This window comes from Methylobacterium sp. 2A (genome assembly GCF_009806555.1).
In the GTDB taxonomy this organism is placed as follows: domain Bacteria; phylum Pseudomonadota; class Alphaproteobacteria; order Rhizobiales; family Beijerinckiaceae; genus Methylobacterium.
The window spans coordinates 33488-48558 of the sequence record NZ_VUOK01000014.1 but is presented as its reverse complement, the minus strand read 5'-3'; the positions used below and the strand labels follow the sequence as shown (position 1 = coordinate 48558).

General features: G+C 70.3%; 20 protein-coding genes and 1 tRNA gene. 7 read left to right on the top strand and 14 right to left on the bottom strand.

The annotated features are described in order from the left end of the window. Positions 1–2 precede the first annotated feature (2 nt). From FVE89_RS07540 to FVE89_RS07520, 5 genes are all read right to left on the bottom strand, one after another. A complete protein-coding gene (locus FVE89_RS07540) occupies positions 3–1688 on the bottom strand; it encodes a methyl-accepting chemotaxis protein (protein WP_160533427.1) in 1686 nt (561 codons plus the stop codon). Between the two features lie 94 nt (positions 1689–1782). Then, entirely contained in the window at positions 1783–2787 is a 1005-nt protein-coding gene (locus tag FVE89_RS07535; RefSeq protein WP_160533426.1) for a magnesium transporter CorA family protein, read from the bottom strand. Positions 2788–3048: 261 nt separating this feature from the next. After that, the gene (locus FVE89_RS07530; RefSeq protein WP_160533425.1) at positions 3049–3321 is read right to left on the bottom strand and encodes a hypothetical protein; all 273 of its coding nucleotides are present in this window, start codon (positions 3319–3321) and stop codon (positions 3049–3051) included. A gap of 53 nt (positions 3322–3374) precedes the next feature. Next, a complete protein-coding gene (locus FVE89_RS07525; protein ID WP_160533424.1) occupies positions 3375–4622 on the bottom strand; it encodes a methyltransferase in 1248 nt (415 codons plus the stop codon). After that, positions 4619–5383: a TlyA family RNA methyltransferase gene (locus FVE89_RS07520; RefSeq protein WP_160533423.1), complete on the bottom strand. Its 765-nt coding sequence runs from the start codon at positions 5381–5383 to the stop codon at positions 4619–4621. The genes FVE89_RS07525 and FVE89_RS07520 overlap by 4 nt, the downstream gene beginning before the upstream one ends. 109 nt (positions 5384–5492) lie before the next feature. Between FVE89_RS07520 and FVE89_RS07515 the strand changes: the two genes are divergently transcribed. Beyond that, a complete protein-coding gene (locus FVE89_RS07515) occupies positions 5493–6032 on the top strand; it encodes a superoxide dismutase family protein (RefSeq protein WP_160533422.1) in 540 nt (179 codons plus the stop codon). Here the strand turns inward: FVE89_RS07515 and FVE89_RS07510 are convergent. The 6 genes from FVE89_RS07510 to FVE89_RS07490 form a co-directional block, all read right to left on the bottom strand. Then, on the bottom strand, positions 6025–6477 hold the full coding sequence (locus FVE89_RS07510; protein ID WP_202130656.1) for an acyl-CoA thioesterase: 453 nt from the start codon (positions 6475–6477) through the stop codon (positions 6025–6027). The two genes, FVE89_RS07515 and FVE89_RS07510, sit on opposite strands and share 8 nt — an antisense overlap. A gap of 27 nt (positions 6478–6504) precedes the next feature. Then, a complete protein-coding gene (locus FVE89_RS30465; protein WP_202130655.1) occupies positions 6505–6642 on the bottom strand; it encodes a hypothetical protein in 138 nt (45 codons plus the stop codon). 146 nt (positions 6643–6788) lie between these two features. After that, a complete protein-coding gene (locus tag FVE89_RS07505) occupies positions 6789–7058 on the bottom strand; it encodes a hypothetical protein (RefSeq protein ID WP_160533421.1) in 270 nt (89 codons plus the stop codon). 165 nt (positions 7059–7223) lie between these two features. Continuing rightward, positions 7224–7409, bottom strand: coding sequence for a DUF1508 domain-containing protein (locus tag FVE89_RS07500; RefSeq protein WP_160533420.1), 186 nt, complete (start codon positions 7407–7409; stop codon positions 7224–7226). A gap of 133 nt (positions 7410–7542) precedes the next feature. Beyond that, positions 7543–8016 (bottom strand): SRPBCC family protein, encoded by a 474-nt coding sequence (locus FVE89_RS07495; protein ID WP_160533419.1) that lies wholly within the window; start codon positions 8014–8016, stop codon positions 7543–7545. A gap of 176 nt (positions 8017–8192) precedes the next feature. Then, a complete protein-coding gene (locus FVE89_RS07490) occupies positions 8193–9719 on the bottom strand; it encodes a DEAD/DEAH box helicase (RefSeq protein ID WP_160533418.1) in 1527 nt (508 codons plus the stop codon). 448 nt (positions 9720–10167) lie between these two features. Between FVE89_RS07490 and FVE89_RS07485 the strand changes: the two genes are divergently transcribed. Both FVE89_RS07485 and FVE89_RS07480 read left to right on the top strand, forming a co-directional pair. Then, on the top strand, positions 10168–10785 hold the full coding sequence (locus FVE89_RS07485) for a helix-hairpin-helix domain-containing protein (RefSeq protein WP_246730535.1): 618 nt from the start codon (positions 10168–10170) through the stop codon (positions 10783–10785). Between the two features lie 98 nt (positions 10786–10883). Then, positions 10884–11156: a hypothetical protein gene (locus FVE89_RS07480; RefSeq protein WP_160533417.1), complete on the top strand. Its 273-nt coding sequence runs from the start codon at positions 10884–10886 to the stop codon at positions 11154–11156. A 212-nt stretch (positions 11157–11368) separates the two neighbouring features. Here the strand turns inward: FVE89_RS07480 and FVE89_RS07475 are convergent. Together FVE89_RS07475 and FVE89_RS07470 are read right to left on the bottom strand one after the other, a co-directional pair. Further along, a tRNA-Leu gene (locus FVE89_RS07475) sits at positions 11369–11453 on the bottom strand. A 123-nt stretch (positions 11454–11576) separates the two neighbouring features. After that, positions 11577–12353 (bottom strand): TetR/AcrR family transcriptional regulator, encoded by a 777-nt coding sequence (locus FVE89_RS07470; protein ID WP_160533416.1) that lies wholly within the window; start codon positions 12351–12353, stop codon positions 11577–11579. On the opposite strand from FVE89_RS07470, the gene FVE89_RS07465 reads away from it, so the two are divergent. Then, positions 12352–13068, top strand: a complete 717-nt coding sequence (locus FVE89_RS07465) for a GDSL-type esterase/lipase family protein (RefSeq protein ID WP_160533415.1) — start codon at positions 12352–12354, stop codon at positions 13066–13068. The genes FVE89_RS07470 and FVE89_RS07465 overlap by 2 nt on opposite strands. Positions 13069–13087: 19 nt before the next feature. Here FVE89_RS07465 and FVE89_RS07460 read toward each other — a convergent pair whose 3' ends face one another. Continuing rightward, positions 13088–13393, bottom strand: coding sequence for a FliM/FliN family flagellar motor switch protein (locus FVE89_RS07460; protein ID WP_160533414.1), 306 nt, complete (start codon positions 13391–13393; stop codon positions 13088–13090). 89 nt (positions 13394–13482) lie between these two features. Here FVE89_RS07460 and lipB point away from each other — a divergent pair, with 89 nt between their 5' ends. Genes lipB through FVE89_RS07445 form a run of 3 tightly spaced genes read left to right on the top strand, consistent with a single transcriptional unit; the run spans position 13483 to position 15070 of the window. After that, entirely contained in the window at positions 13483–14226 is a 744-nt protein-coding gene (gene lipB / locus FVE89_RS07455) for a lipoyl(octanoyl) transferase LipB (protein ID WP_160533413.1), read from the top strand. A gap of 53 nt (positions 14227–14279) precedes the next feature. Continuing rightward, a complete protein-coding gene (locus FVE89_RS07450) occupies positions 14280–14735 on the top strand; it encodes a hypothetical protein (RefSeq protein ID WP_160533412.1) in 456 nt (151 codons plus the stop codon). Next, positions 14732–15070 (top strand): DUF6883 domain-containing protein, encoded by a 339-nt coding sequence (locus tag FVE89_RS07445; RefSeq protein WP_160533411.1) that lies wholly within the window; start codon positions 14732–14734, stop codon positions 15068–15070. Before FVE89_RS07450 ends, FVE89_RS07445 begins: the two co-directional genes overlap by 4 nt. Position 15071: the final 1 nt, after the last annotated feature.

The following is a 15071-nucleotide window of genomic DNA, read 5'->3' as shown; positions in this document are numbered from 1 at the left end:
CGTCAGGCGGCCCGTACGGTCGCCAGGAACGTGTCGATCTCCCGGCGCAGCTCGGCGGATTGCTCCGACAGGCTCGCGGCCGAAGCGAGCATGCGGGTGGCGGCCGTGCCGGTCTCGTCGGCGGCCTGCGCCACCGCGTCGATCGTGCCCGTGACCGCGCCGGTCCCGGCGGCGGCCTCCGCGACGTTGCGGGCGATCTCCCGGGTCGCCGCGCCCTGCTGCTCCACCGCGGCCGCGATCGAGGTCGCCACGCCGTCGATCTCGCGGATGCGCGCCGCGATGCCGTCGATCGCCCCCACGGTCTGCCCGGTCGCCCCCTGGATGCGGCCGACCTGTCCGGCGATCTCACCGGTTGCCCTGGCGGTCTGATCGGCGAGCTGCTTCACCTCAGCGGCCACCACGGCAAACCCCTTCCCGGCCGCGCCGGCCCGGGCCGCTTCGATGGTGGCGTTGAGCGCCAGCAGGTTGGTCTGGCCGGCGATGTCGGTGATGAGCCGGACCACGTCGCCGATCCGGCCCGCCGCGGAGCTCAGCTCATGCACGAGGTTGGCCGTCTCCCCGGCCTGGACCACCGCGCCCCGGGCGAGATCGGCCGAGCCATCCACCTGGCGGCTGATCTCCTGGACCGAGGCGCCGAGCTCCTCCGCGGCCGCCGCCACGGTGCCGACATGCTGCGCCGCTTCCTGGGCGGCACCGGCCACCGTCGCCGAGCGCTCGGCCGTATGGGTGGCCGTGCGCGACATCGCCTCGGCGTCGGCGCGCAGGCCGCTTGCCGCGTCCGAGACCCGCGCCAGCACGCCGCCCACCGCGGCTTCGAAGGATTCGGCCATGGCGTGGACGGCGTGGCGGCGCTGGGTCTCGGCATCCTGGCGCGCGAGGGCGGTGTCCCGCTCCAGCGCCCGGCTGCGGATGAGGTTGTCCTTGAACACCTGCACGGCGGCCGCCATCGCGCCGATCTCGTCGCGCCGGCCCGTATGGGGAACCGCCACAGTCTCGTCGCCTTCGGCGAGCCGGCCCATCGTGCCGGTCATGCGCGCGATCGGCCGGGCGATCCCGAAGACGGCGAACAGCATCGCGGCGGCGGCGACCGCGAGGCCGACCACGGTGGCGGCGAGCGCGACGAGCTTGGCGCGGGCGGCTTCCCGCACGGTCTCGGCGACGTTGGCCTCCGTCTGCGCACGGGCCGAGGCGATCGCCTCCGTGAGGCTCGCGACGGCGGCGTCGTTCTGCGCGCCCGTGGCGGGGTCCAGCACCAGCGCGAGGGCTCCGGGCTGGTCACCCGCGATCATCAGCTCGACCACCTGCAGCTGGACGTTCTGATAGGCGTTCCAGGCCGTGGTGAAGCGCTCGTAGATCGCCCGGTCCCGGGGGGCGGTCAGGCGGTCCTGAAAGGCCTGGCGCAGGCCGGAGAGGGCCCCGAGCGTGTCGGTGAGCGCCGCCTGGTTCTTGTCCAGGGCGGCCGCGTCGGGGGACGCCACCGCGAGCCTGTAGAGGTTCAGCCGCGCCTCCCGGACGGCCGTCCCGATCGCCTCGGCCTGGTTCTGCGTCGGCAGGGCCTGCTGCGAGACCGCGGTCGCGTTCTGCTCGATCTCGGACAGGACGACGACGCTGGCGACGCCCTGGCCGACGGCGGCGAGCGCCAGCAGGCCGATCGCGCCGGAGAGAATCGTCTTGAGGGAGATACGCATGGACGCTTCCGTCTTCGCGGTCGTGCCGCGCCTTCCGACAGCGTATTCTGCGATAGGAATCTTAATTATTTTCCGCCCGATACCGGAATTATGTTTATAGCCACTTCTTCCATCGGAAGAAAAAGTACGGAAATACGGCAGCAACCACCATCATGACCAGGGCCATGGGATAGCCGTACGGAAGATCGAGTTCCGGAATAGACTTGAAATTCATGCCGTAGATCGAGGCGATCAGCGTCGGCGGCATGAACACGACGGCCATGACCGAGAACAGCTTGATGATGTTGTTCTGCTCGAGGTTGACGAGGCCGAGGGTCGCGTCGAGCAGGAACTGGATTTTGGTGCTCAGGAAGGTCGCGTGCTCTTCCAGTGACTGAAGATCCCGCAGGGTCGAGCGGACATCCTCCCGCAGGTCGCGCGGAGCCTTGTTGGTCCGGTATGTCGCCGACAGGGAAAGCAGGATTCGCTCCATCGAGACGAGGCTCTCGCGCTGCTTCGAGATGAGGTCGCCATGCCGGCCCAGCGCCCGCAGGGTGTCCTGCAGGGCGGTGTTGCGGGCTGAGGGGTCGTCCTGCACCTCGAAGATCTTACCGGAGAGGCGGTCGATCCGCTCGCCCTGGAGCTGGAGTACGTCCGCGGCCCGGTCGATCACCGCCTCGATCAGGCCCGCCAGGATGGTCTCGCCGGAGGGGGCGGAGGCGCCGCCATTGCCCATCGAGCGGCCGGCGCGCTGGGTGTACATCCGGAACGCCTGCGGCTCCTCGTGACGCACGGTCACGAGGCGGTTGCCGCGCAGGATGAAGGTGATGCCCGTGAGCCCCGGGTCCTCGGAATCGCTCACCTTCGAGAGCACCCGCCCGGTCATGTAGCGGGCACCCTCCTCGACGTAGAGCAACTCGGAGGGTTCGATGTCCTTCATCTCCTCGCGGGTCGGCACCTCGATGCCCGCGAAGGCCTCGACCTTCATCTCTTCCTCGCGGCTCGGGCGGATCAGATCGAGCCAGACGGTATCTTCGGGGATCGGATCCTGGAGATCGATGACGCGGCGTTCAAGCAGCGTGGATCCGGCGCCAAGGGCAGGCTGGTGGATGAAGATCACGAACAGGTCTCGGGGGCAGGACGGTCACGGGACAGCGCAGGGATTTATCCGCATCCGGCACAGCGACTCCCGGCGCAAGCTGCGCCGCGGGTGTGGCGGTGTTTTCTGACGCTTCCGTGACATCGCAGCCCCTTCCGGGCCGCCCCGATCGCTCGGCATCGCGTGCGCCGGGGCCGAACCGGGATCCGCTGCGGCCGAGCCTGCCTTTGTCGCAACGCGCTCTCTTGCGCCGAACCGGATTCCACTTCGGCGCAGAGCGCTCTAGTTGCAGCCGTCGCAGACGCTGTTGTCGATCTTGTCGGTCAATGCCCGTTCGTGCCGCTGCTCCTGGCGGGACGGGACCTCGCCGGCGCCCATGGAGGTGCCCGGCGGCTTGGTGACGCCGTACCGGTTGGTGTACGGCGCCGTGACCGTCGAGGCCGGGCCTCCGCCGGTGCCGGTCTGGTCGGGGGCGACGGTTTGCGCCGCCAGCGAGCCCGGCAGAGCGAGACTCAGGGCGGCGAGCGCCAGCGGGCGCGGGACTCTGCGGGGCATGGAACACCTCCAGTCGCCGAGAGAACGTGAGACTCCCCCGCAGGTTGCGTGTCTCATCGATGCCGTGCGGCGCGCCGGAACACGCCGACCATCTCGACATGCCCCGCGTGGCGGAACTGGTCGACCGGCGTGACCGATTCCAGCCGGTAGCCACCGGCCGCGAGGGTGGCGGCGTCGCGGGCGAAGGTGCCGGCGTCGCAGGCGATGCCGATCACCAGCGGCACCCGGGACGCGGCGAGCTGACGGGCCTGGGCCTCCGCGCCGGCCCGGGGCGGATCGAACACCACCGCGTCGAAGGCGTCGAGCTCAAGGGGCAGAAGCGGCCGGCGGAACAGGTCGCGGCGCTCGGTGGTGATCTGCCGGAGGCCCGTCGCCGCGCGGGCGGCCCGGTCGAGACCGGCCAGCGCCGCCGCATCGGATTCCACGGCATGGATCGCGGCGCGCTTGGCCATGGCGAGGCTGAGCGGCCCGCAGCCCGCGAACAGGTCGGCGACCCGGCGCAGGCGGGATCCGAGGGCTGCGAGGGTCAGCTCGGCGAGGACCGCCTGTCCGGCGGCCGTGGCCTGAAGGAACCCGCCGGGCGGCGGGTACAGGCGCGTGTCGCCGCGGGTCACCGAGACCGGCTCGGCCTCCATCAGGCGCTCGCCGTGGAGCGACAGCCGGGCGAGCCCGAGTTCGCCCGCGATCCGCACCAGGGCGGCGCCGACGCCCGCGCTCACCGGGCCGTGGCCGCGCAGGTCGACGTCGAGACCCTGGTCGGTGGCGGTGACGGCCACGTCGAGGGGCTTGCGGCCGTGCCCGAGGGGGGCGGCGAGGCGGCGCGCCACCTCGGGCGCCGGATGCAGCGCCGGCACGGTGATCGGGCAATGGTCGATCGGCACCAGCTTGTGGCTGCGCGCCGCCATCAGGCCGGCCTCGGCCCGGCCCTCGACGGCGCGGACATGCAGCGTGAGCCGCCGCCGCCCGGCACCGTGGGCGTCGAGGGCCGGTTCGGGCTCGACGTCGAGCCCGGCCTGCGACAGGGCCTGCGCGACGAGGCCGCGCTTCCAGGCGAGCTCGGCCGGTCGGGCGAGGTGCTGCGTGCGGCAGCCGCCGCAGCGCATGATGTAGGGGCAGAACGGCGCGACGCGGTCGGCGGAGGCCTGTTCGATGCCGAGCAGTTCGGCGCGGCGCCCCTCGCGCCGGATCGCGACGCGTTCGCCGGGCAGCGCGTACGGGACCAGGGTCCCATCCTCCGCGATGCCGTCGCCGCGGGCGCCGAGATCCCGGATCGTGACCGTCTCGCTCAGGGGCTCGCTCACGAAAACCTCGCGCCGACCAGGAATTCGGCATTGCCGTCGCCGCCGGTGACGGGGGAGGCGATCAGGCCCAGGATCGTGGCGCCGAGCCGCTCCAGCTCGCCGCGCGCGGCGGCGCAGACCTCGGCATGGACGGCCGGATCGCGCACGAGGCCGCCCCGGCCGATCCGATCACGGCCGGCCTCGAATTGCGGCTTGATCAGCGCGACGAGGTTCGCGCCCGGTGTCAGGAGCGCCGGCAGCACCGGCAGCACGAGGCGCAGGCCGATGAAGCTGACATCGACGCTCGCAAGGTCCGGGCGCGGCGTCAGCTGAGCGGGATCGAGGCTGCGGATATCGGTGCCCTCCCGGTTCGTGACGCGGGGATCGGCCGCGAGCCGCGGATGGAGCTGTCCCCGCCCGACATCGACCGCGTGGACGTGGCGCGCCCCGCGGGCGAGCAGCACGTCGGTGAAGCCGCCGGTGGAGGCGCCGACATCAAGGGCGACGCGGCCCGCCGGATCGAGGCCGAACGCGTCCAGGGCCGCTTCCAGCTTGAGGCCGCCGCGCGAGGCATAGGGGTGTTCCGGGGCGGCCTCGATCCGGGCGCCCGGTTCGATCGTCTCCGAGGCGCGCGCGAGCGGCCGGCCGTCGACGCGCACCTTTCCGGCGCGGATCGCCGCCTGCGCCCGGGCCCGGCTCTCGAAATGGCCGTGCTCCACCAGGAACAGGTCGGCGCGCCGTGCGGCCGCGGCGTGGTCCGGTATCGTCCGGTCAGAGGTCATCAGGGCTTCGTGCGGTCCCGGCAGATCTGCGGCATAGGTTCCCGCGCAAGGCCCTTCCGGAGGGCCGCGCACTCCCTAACTAGACCGGGCCTGACAGGAGAGCCACCGCATGATCCGTACCCTGCCGCTGCTCGCAGTGCTCGCCACCGCCGCCGCGGGCGGCGCCCAAGCCCAGGAGCCCCCGAAGGAGGCCGCGAAGGCCGCCGAAACCTTCTCGGCCCCGATCAAGAACGCCAAGGGCGATACGATCGGCTCGCTGGCGATCCGCGACGGCGCCAACGCCCTCGTGCTGCGCGTCGCCCTCCAGGCCGGTGCCCTGTCGCCCGGCTGGCACGGCATGCATTTCCACGCCGTCGGCGATTGCTCCGATCCGAAGTTTCTGAACTCCAAGGCGCATGTGAACCACGATCAGAGCAAGCACGGCCTGCTCAACCCGGACGGACCCGACGAGGGCGACCTGCCGAACCTCTACGTGGCGCAGGACGGCTCGGCCAACGCCGAGGTCTGGAGCGAGACGCCGCTCAACGGGGAGGGCGGCCTGAAGGACGGCGACGGCTCGGCGCTGATCATCCACGCCAACGAGGACGACCACACCAGCCAGCCGATCGGCGGCGCCGGCGACCGGGTCGCCTGCGCGGTGATCAAGTAACGGCAGGCGGCGAGGGGACCGCCGGCGGGATCGGCCGCGGGCGGCCGGCCTCGTCGATCGCCACGAAGGTGAGGGTGGCCTGCGTCACCCGCTCGCGGACCTGGGTGCAGAAGCGCCGCGCCCAGGCCTCGACCTCGATCTTCATCGAGGTGCGGCCGACATGCGAGACCCGGGTGTAGACGCACAGCACGTCGCCGACCCGGACCGGCCGGATGAACGTCATGGCGTCGAGCGCCACGGTGACGACCCGGCCCTGGGCGCGGTCGACCCCCGCGATGCCGCCGGCCTGATCCATCTGCGACAGAACCCAGCCGCCGAAGATGTCGCCGTTGGCGTTGGTGTCGGCCGGCATCGCGATGGTGCGCACCGTCAGGTCGCCTTTGGGCACGTCGATCTCCGGGGGCGGCGCCACGCCCGCGGCCGATGCGATTCCGACGTGCTGCATGCCGCCCACCCCGTCCGTCGCGCGCCGTCAGACCAGAAGGCCGGCGAGCTTGAGCCCCGCCGCCAGCAGGATGGCGGCCGCGCTCAGGATGCATTCGAGCGGGATCGATTGCCAGAGGTCCGGCGTCGCCGAGGCGGATTCGGCGCTCTGGGCAAGATCGTTCATCGGGCGTCCTCCCGGGCCGGCCGATCTGTCGCCGCCGGTCCCGTCGCCTGCATCATACCGCATGGGCCCTCCATGCGCATCCCGAATCGGGGCACGAAAAACCCGGCGGCTCGGGGAGCCGCCGGGGCGATCAGGCCGGGATCGGCTTAGTAGTAGAACCGGCGGCGGTAATAGGGACGGCGCCAGTAGGGACGCGGGCCGTAGAACCGGCGGCGGTAGTAGGGACGGCGCCAATAGGGCCGCGGGCCGTAGAACCGGCGGCGGTAGTAGTACTGGGCCTTCTCGGTCGCTGCCGCCGGGGCGGCACTGGCCGGCAGGGCGAGCCCCGGGCCGATCGGCGCAGCGGACGCGCCCTCCGGCGCCGCGGCCGCGAAGCCCAGCACCAGCAGGGCCGCGAGCAGGAATTTCCTCAGCACGGTCTCGACTCCCTTATGTGATTGCGTCTCGGACGACGAACCGCACGGGAAGCGAGAACCCACCGCCCGGTCCGAAACGCTGCAACGCATGGGCGAGGCGAAGCGTTGCAGCGTAACCGCTGCGGAGTTTCGGACAGGGTTGACCACGCGTTGAAAGACGCAGCGTCAGGCGATCTTCGTGGTCATGTCCTCGATGCGCGCCTCGGCGCATTGCCGCACGAGGGCGATGCCGTGCTCGCAATCCTCGCGGCGGACATAGCCCTCACCCGACTCGGCGATCACCTCGCCGTTGCGCGCCCGCAGGCGCCAGCGCCATTCGCCCTTGGCGTCCCGGTAGAGTTCGAACCGCATGATGCCGATTCCTGACGATCCGCTCGATGAGATGGGTTGCGAGGCCGGGAAGGGAAGGCGCCATAGCGGTGCGGGACGCCGAGGCCGGATGCGGGACAGCGGCGACGCTTCCCCGCACGCGGATCAATCCCGCTTACTTCGCCTTCTCGGCGATGCCCTTGAGGCCGGCATCATAGACGCCCGCGATCGCCTCCTTGGCCTTGTCGTCCGGGGCGCCCCTGGCCTTGAACGTGCCCGTCCACGTCACCTTGGCGCCGTTGCCGGCCTTCGCCACTATGAGGGTGGAGCGGTAGTCGGTGACGGGCAGCGGGCCTTCCAGGATCGTGTAGGTGTAGTCCATCTTCTTGTCGCTGCGGGACTCTTCCTCCTCGACGATCGTGCCGCCGCCCTTCAGGCTGAGCGTGCGGACGTCCTTGCCGCCCTTCTTGGACAGGGCGCATTTCTCGATCACCGGGTGCCAATCGCCGATGCCGCAGAAGCCGCCGATGGTCTTCCAGACCGTCTCCGGCGATGCGGCTACGTCGACGGATTTCGTGACTTCGAGAGCCAGAGCCGGGGACAGCGACGCCGCCATGAGTGCGGCGGCCGGGACGAGAATCCTGGGCATGAGGCGTTTTCTCCGATGATTGGTCTGAGGGCCTTGCGGCCGGCGCGATCAACTAATGCGTGATCGAGCTGCTACGAGAGCAACCTAAGGCTCCTCACGGATCTGTGAGCCCAAAAAGAACCGCCCGGGACGGTGTCGTCCCGGGCGGTTCTTTCGTCAGAGATGTCGTGGTGGGGTCAGGAGCGGGGAGCCCGCTCCAGCCAGCCGATGTTGCGACCCTCGCCGCCGCCGCTGCGCGGGCGGGCATCCGCCCGCTGGGGCCGGCCGTCACGGTTCGGGCGGCCCTGGTTCGGGCGCTCGCCCTGAGGCCGGGCCGGCCGGTCCGCGCGAGCCTCACGACCCTGCGGAGCGGGACCGCGGTTGTCGGCCCGACCGTCCTGCGGCCGACCCTGCCGGGGCGCGCCCTGGCCGCCGAAGCCGCGGCCGCCCTCGGGACGACCCTGCTGGGGACGACCCTGCTGCTGCCGGGGCCGCTGGCCCGGACGGCCGCCGCCGGGGCGCTGCTGCTGCCGCTCGGGCCGGCGCTCCTCCTCGCGGGCGATCTCGGCCGCCTCCTGGCGGGACGGCGGGGTGAAGCCCTCGGGGAAGCCCGCCACCGGCACCTTCTGGCGGGTGATCCGCTCGATGTCGCGCAGGTAGGCCTTCTCCTCGTCGTTGCAGAACGAGATGGCGAGCCCGTCGGCCCCGGCGCGCGCGGTGCGGCCGATCCGGTGGACGTAGCTCTCCGGCACGTTCGGCAGGTCGAAATTGACCACGTGGCTCACGCCCTCGACGTCGATGCCGCGGGCGGCGATGTCGGTGGCGACCAGAACCCGGCAGGAGCCGTCCTTGAAGGCGGCGAGCGCCCGCTCACGCTGGGGCTGGCTCTTGTTGCCGTGGATCGCGGCGGCCGCGATGCCGACCTTGTCGAGGCCGCGGACGACGCGGTCGGCGCCGTGCTTGGTGCGGGTGAAGACCAGCACCCGGTCGATCGCCGGATCGCGCAGGATGTGGCCCAGCAGCGCCTGCTTGGCGCCGGTATGGACGAAGATCACCTGCTGCTCGACCCGCTCGGCCGTGGTGGCGACCGGCGTCACCGCGACCTGCACGGGATCCTTCAGGTACTGGCTCGCGAGGCCGGCGATGTTCTTCGGCATGGTGGCCGAGAAGAACAGGCTCTGGCGCTTCTCGGGCAGCATCTTCACGATGCGCTTGAGGGCGTGGATGAAGCCGAGATCGAGCATCTGGTCGGCCTCGTCGAGGACGAGGATCTCGACGCCCTCCAGGGTCAGGGAGCGCCGATCGACGAGGTCGATCAGCCGGCCCGGCGTGGCGACGAGGATGTCGACGCCCGGCGCCAGCGCCCGCTCCTGGCGGCTGATGGTGACGCCGCCGAACACGACCGTGGTGGTGTAGTGCAGGTGGCGGCCGTAATCGGAGAACGATTCGGCGATCTGGTTGGCGAGCTCGCGGGTCGGCGAGAGCACCAGCACCCGGCAGCCGCGGCGCGGGGCGCGGCGGTCCGAGAGCGAGAGGCGGTGCAGGATCGGCAGCGCGAAGGCCGCGGTCTTGCCGGTGCCGGTCTGGGCGATGCCGCAGAGGTCGCGGCCCTCCATGGCGGGCGGGATCGCCTGGGCCTGGATCGGGGTCGGCGCGACGTAGCCGGCCTCGCTGAGCGCCCGCAGCACGGGCTGGGCGAGGCCGAAATCGGTGAATTGGGTCAAGGATGTATCCGATGCAGCAGGATCGGCCGGGCGCTGCGCATGACGCGCGAGCAGTGCTGTGTTCAGGCCGGTCCGTTGGCAGGGGGCAGCCCGCGTGATGGGGCGGCCCGGGTGCATGCACGTTATGAAGAGGGGGGCCGGATCACGCCGGAAGGCGCCCGATCCGTCACGCAGCCCCCTCAAGCGGGCCATGACGGCCGCTGACGCTGCATCGCCGATATGCGGGTGTGCGGCTGCGAAGTCAACGCGATCCGACTGGCCCCGGCGCATGGCACCGCCCCCTCGGGCGCACAGCTCGATGGACATTGTGGCGCCCGACTCGCTGCACGGGGCCGTTGGTCCAGCGGCGCAGCCCGATCCCGAGGACGGGCAATCACCCGCCCCGACACGGCCCCGCGAAGCTCGAACGAATCTTGAATTGCCCTGCGCAATCCTTGAGGAAGCGCGGATGATGGCGCGGCTCGACAGGCATCCGGCCCGCTCAAGAGGGGGGAGAATGATCCGTTCTGTTCTGTCGGTGAGCGCCGGCCTGGCGGTGATCGCGGTCATCTTCGCGGCGCTATGGATCGGCTACGGCCCTCGTCCGCAAGGCGGCCCGGACAAGCGGGCCTCCGCGGCGATTCCCCTGTCGCAACAGGCGCGAACGCCCGTGGATGCCAAGGGACAGGCGATCCGGGCCATCGCGCCGGGATCGCCCTCCGGGCCGGGGATGGCGGCGGCGCCTCCGGTTTCGTCGCCGCCCGCCACCGCTCCGGCCACGCCTTCGGTGACCTCCGGCCCACCGGCTGATCTGAGTTCTCCCGCCCGGCAACCGGACGGCGCGTCCACGACGGGCCTGAGGACGGAGACGGCTCCCGGCGGCGCCGATGAACCATCTTCGATGCCGGGCGGCAGCGTCGATCTCAACACGGCGTCGGTCGAGCAGTTGAACGCGCTCGGGGCCGGCATGATCGGCCGGAGAATCGTCGAGTTCCGCCCCTACGCCGCGCCCGATGAACTCCTGTCGCGGCGCGTCCTGAAGCGGAGCGATTACGACACCATCAAGAATGCGATCACCGTCCGATAGCCCCGCGGAGGCCGCGGCGACGTGAACGCGGGTCCATCATGGGCGTTGTCGTTCGATCGCGCGTGAGACGCGATCATGGAACGCTCAAGGAGTCTGCCATGCGCAAGACCGCACTCATCGCGGCCGTGGCCCTGATGTCGATGGGAACCGCCGGCTTGGCCGCCGAAAACACGGGCGCCGCCGGTACGTCCGGTAGGACGCCCCGGATGCAGGGCTCGCCCAACGCCGCCGGCTTCGGCAAGGCCGAGACCACCGGGACTGCCGGAGCGACCACTCCGGACAACACAGCCAGTCAGAACGGCAAGATGAAGGGCCCGCCGAACGCCTCAGGATACCAGCACGGCAATTCCGGCACGCCAGCGGGCCGCTGAACCGAGGCGGGGTCGCGTGTCAGCTCAAAGTCCTGACACCGGTGCGGCCGGCGCGGTGATTGTGCGTCAGGACGAGGGCCGTCCATCAATCGACGGCCCACTCCACCTTCGGGAATGGCCGTTCGCGTAACGCTGTGTCGGATATCTGTGTGAGGGACGATCGCCCGCGTCACGTTCAGCACCGAATCTCTTCTCATCATTCGAGAAAAGATTGGTGCGGCCAAGAGGACTCGAACCTCCACCCCTCGCGGGACTAGCACCTCAAGCTAGCGCGTCTACCAATTCCGCCATGGCCGCATCGGACGCGATGATCCGTGTCCGCTCGCTCGACACAGACGGCCCGCGGGAGATCCCGGAGGCCGATACGGTGTCGGCGGCGCAGCGGATAACAGATCGTTCCGCCGCCGACAAGCGCTTCGCTCATCGCGTCGGCGCGAGGACGGCGCGGAGGGGGGCGAGCGCCAGATCCGCGATCTGACGAAGCTCCCGCTCGGTTGCGCCGTCCCGGGCCTGTACCGACAGGCCCTGGAGCGTCGCGGCGTAGAACGCCGCCAGAGCCTGCGTGTCTGCAGAGGCCGACAGCTCACCCTCCAGCTTGGCGCGATCCAGCCGGGACTTGATCCTGTCTCGGGCCGCCAGGCGCCGGGCCGCCATGCGGTCCGCGACGGCGCGATGCTCCACGGCGCAGCTCAGGACGCCCAGCGCTATGAAGCAGCCGCGCCCGCTCCCACTGGCGTAGTGCTGCGCCGCTTCCATCAGGAGGTCGTGGATGACCGCGATCGCAGGCCCGGGTCGATCCAGCGCGGCTTCGGCAAAGGCGCCGTCCCGCTTCCGATAGAGATCGACCGCTTCCTCGAAGAGCGATTCCTTGCTCGCGAACACGCCGTAGAGGCTGGTCGCCGAGATCCCGATGGCGTCGGTCAGGTCGGCGATCGATGTGCCTTCGTATCCGCGCTCCTGAAACAGCCTCAGCGCCGTCGCGACGGCCTCGTCGCGGTCGAACTGCCGCGGACGGCCTCGGCGCCGTCGGCCCTCGGGCACGCTCATTTCCATAGCGATCACTGCAATAGGGGCTTGACACCGCGTCGGCAAGGCGCCGTATTTTCGAAGTGATCGATGCAAAAATTTGGGGTGCGGGATGAGGCGGCATATCGTGACGACGATTGGGACGCTGGCGATCAGCGCTCTGTTCGGCATGACGAATCCGGCCCGCGCGGAGCCGCGCCGGATCCTCGCCTACGGCGACAGCAACACGTGGGGCTACGTGGCGCGCTCCGATGGTCAGCTGACGCATCGCTATCCGCGGGAGCAGCGCTGGACTGGTCTCCTCCAACGGGAGCTCGGAAGCGGCTACGAGATCGTGGAGGACGGCCTCAACCTGCGCACCACCGATCTCGATGGAGAGGATTGGCCCACCAGCATCATCCGCCCGGACACATTCAACGGCCTCAAGCATCTGCCGGCCGCTCTAGCGGCCAATATGCCGCTCGATCTGGTCGTCATCATGCTCGGCACCAACGACCTTCAGGCCCGCTATCAACGACAACCGGACGCGGTCGCGGCGGCTGCCGTCAGGCTGGCCCGGCAGGTTCAGGCCGCGTCGGGCGGGATCGGGACCGCCTATCCGGCTCCTAAGGTCCTATTGGTCTCGCCCGTGCAGATTGCCTCAATGCCGATTGAGGACTGGGACCGGCAATACGCGGGCGGCCGCGAGAAGTCGGTGCAGTTCGCAGCCGCCTTCCGGCACGCGGCGACTGAGGCAGGGCTGCCGTGGATCGACGCCGCTTCGGCCATCGGTGGGGCCGCCCATGGAGAGGACGGGCTGCACCTGTCGCCGGAAGACCATCGCAGGCTGGCGAGTGCCCTGGCGCCGGCCATCCGGACGGTTCTCGGTACGGAAGGGCCGCGCTAGGGTCGGGGCGCCGGCCTCCTCACGCCGACTCGTAGCCGCTTTCCAGAAGCGAGGCCGCCCCGTCGCCGATGCTGGCGCCGGGCTCCACGATCGAGGCCGCCTTGCGAATCAGCTCCGTGACTTCGACGGAGATGCGGTCGCCCGTCACCACGATCTGCCCGCGGGCGATCGGGTGGTCATTGGCCAGGATCTCGACCATGTCGCTGTCGCTGGCCTCCAGCTCGATCACGGCGCCGCGGCCCATGCGCAGCAGCATGTGCAGCGGCATGCGCGTGCGGCCCAGCACCACCGTCAGATCGACCTTCAGCGTCTCGAAGACCGCCACAACCCGCCATCCCGTTTCGCGGCCACACCCTTGCAACCGCCGGCCGCGGATGTTGAAGGCTTCGACCATCGACGCAGGATGGTGAAGCCTTGGTAAACGCGACGCGCCTCATGGTCGGCCCGCACGCCTTCCCGAAGCGGCCCGGCTCCGATCCGGTCGCGGGGCCGGTGGCGTGGCGGGTCAGCGATGCGCCCGTCGCGTACGACGCCGCCATCGCCTGGATGGAGGCGCGGGCCGAGGCGATCGCCCGCGGCGCGGCGCCCGAATGCGTCTGGCTGCTTGAGCACCCGCCGCTCTACACGGCCGGGACCTCGGCCCGGCCGGAGGATCTCGTGGCGCCGGACCGGTTCCCGGTCCACGCGACCGGGCGGGGCGGGCAGTACACCTATCACGGGCCCGGCCAGCGGGTCGCCTACGTGATGCTCGACCTCGACCGCCGCAGCCGCGACCTGCGCGCCTATGTGGCGAGCCTGGAGGCGTGGCTGATCGCGACGCTCGCGGCCTTCAACGTCCGCGGCGAGCGCCGGGAGGACCGGGTCGGCGTCTGGGTGCGCCGCCCGGAGAAGGGGCCGGACGTCGAGGACAAGATCGCGGCGATCGGCATCCGGGTGCGCCGCTGGGTGAGTTTTCACGGCATCAGCCTGAACGTCGAGCCGGACCTCTCGCATTTCGACGGGATCGTGCCCTGCGGCGTGCGCCAGCACGGCGTGACGAGCCTCGTCGATCTCGGCCTGCCGGTGACCCTGGCCGAGGTGGACATGCAGCTCCGGGCCACCTTCGAGGAGATCTTTGGGGCGACGGCGATGGAACTCGGGACCGGGAGCGAGCTGTAGGCGCCTTGCGTGTCGCTGCCTTCCTGTAATGTGTCGCCGCGGAGGGGCCACCGATGCGCTCGACGAAGGATGCGGATGAGATCGCCCGTGCAGATGAAGGTGGTGCGCGAATCGAGCGGCTCAGGATCAAGTCCACCGGAGTCGACGAGATACGCTTCTTGTGGTGGACGGATGGTCGCTTCCAGCCGCGGCCCCTGGACCTCCCTGAGGACGAACTTCTTCGCCTTTTGAGAAAGGCTATCGCGGAAGGTGTCTTCTCTGACGGCTTTGTTGGAAATCTTCGGCGGATGCTCGGCACCGGGATGCCGATGGTGATCCCCGAACACAGCATGGTCACGCTTTCAGGCAGTCTGACCCTGAAGGATGGGCGAACACTGTCGGAGGGCGCCCGCGGCGCGATCGTGTTCATCCACAGCGGCGGTGAGGCCTACGAGGTGGAGTTCATCGCGCCGTTCCATGCGGTCACGACGGTTTTGGCGTCCGACCTATCCGGGGCTTCGGCTTTATGAGGGATCGGGTTCCGCCGCGCATCGTGCCGCCGGCCAAGCTTACCGATTATCTGCTGCGTCTCGATCATCCCGTCGGCGGTTCCAAAGCTGCGTTCTTCCAGGCCCTCGGCTTCTCGGACAGCCACCTGGACGTCATCACGGCCGCCTTGATCGCCCACCCGGACCATAATCCTGTGGCCGAGATTGAGCGTGACCGCTGGGGTACAAGATGCGTCGTCCGCTGCCGCATTCGAACGCCGGACGGCCGCGATCCCTGTATCCTGACAGTCTGGATCGTGCCTCCGAACGAGACCGATGTCCGCCTCGTGACAGCCTATCCGGATGAGCTTCGCTGAT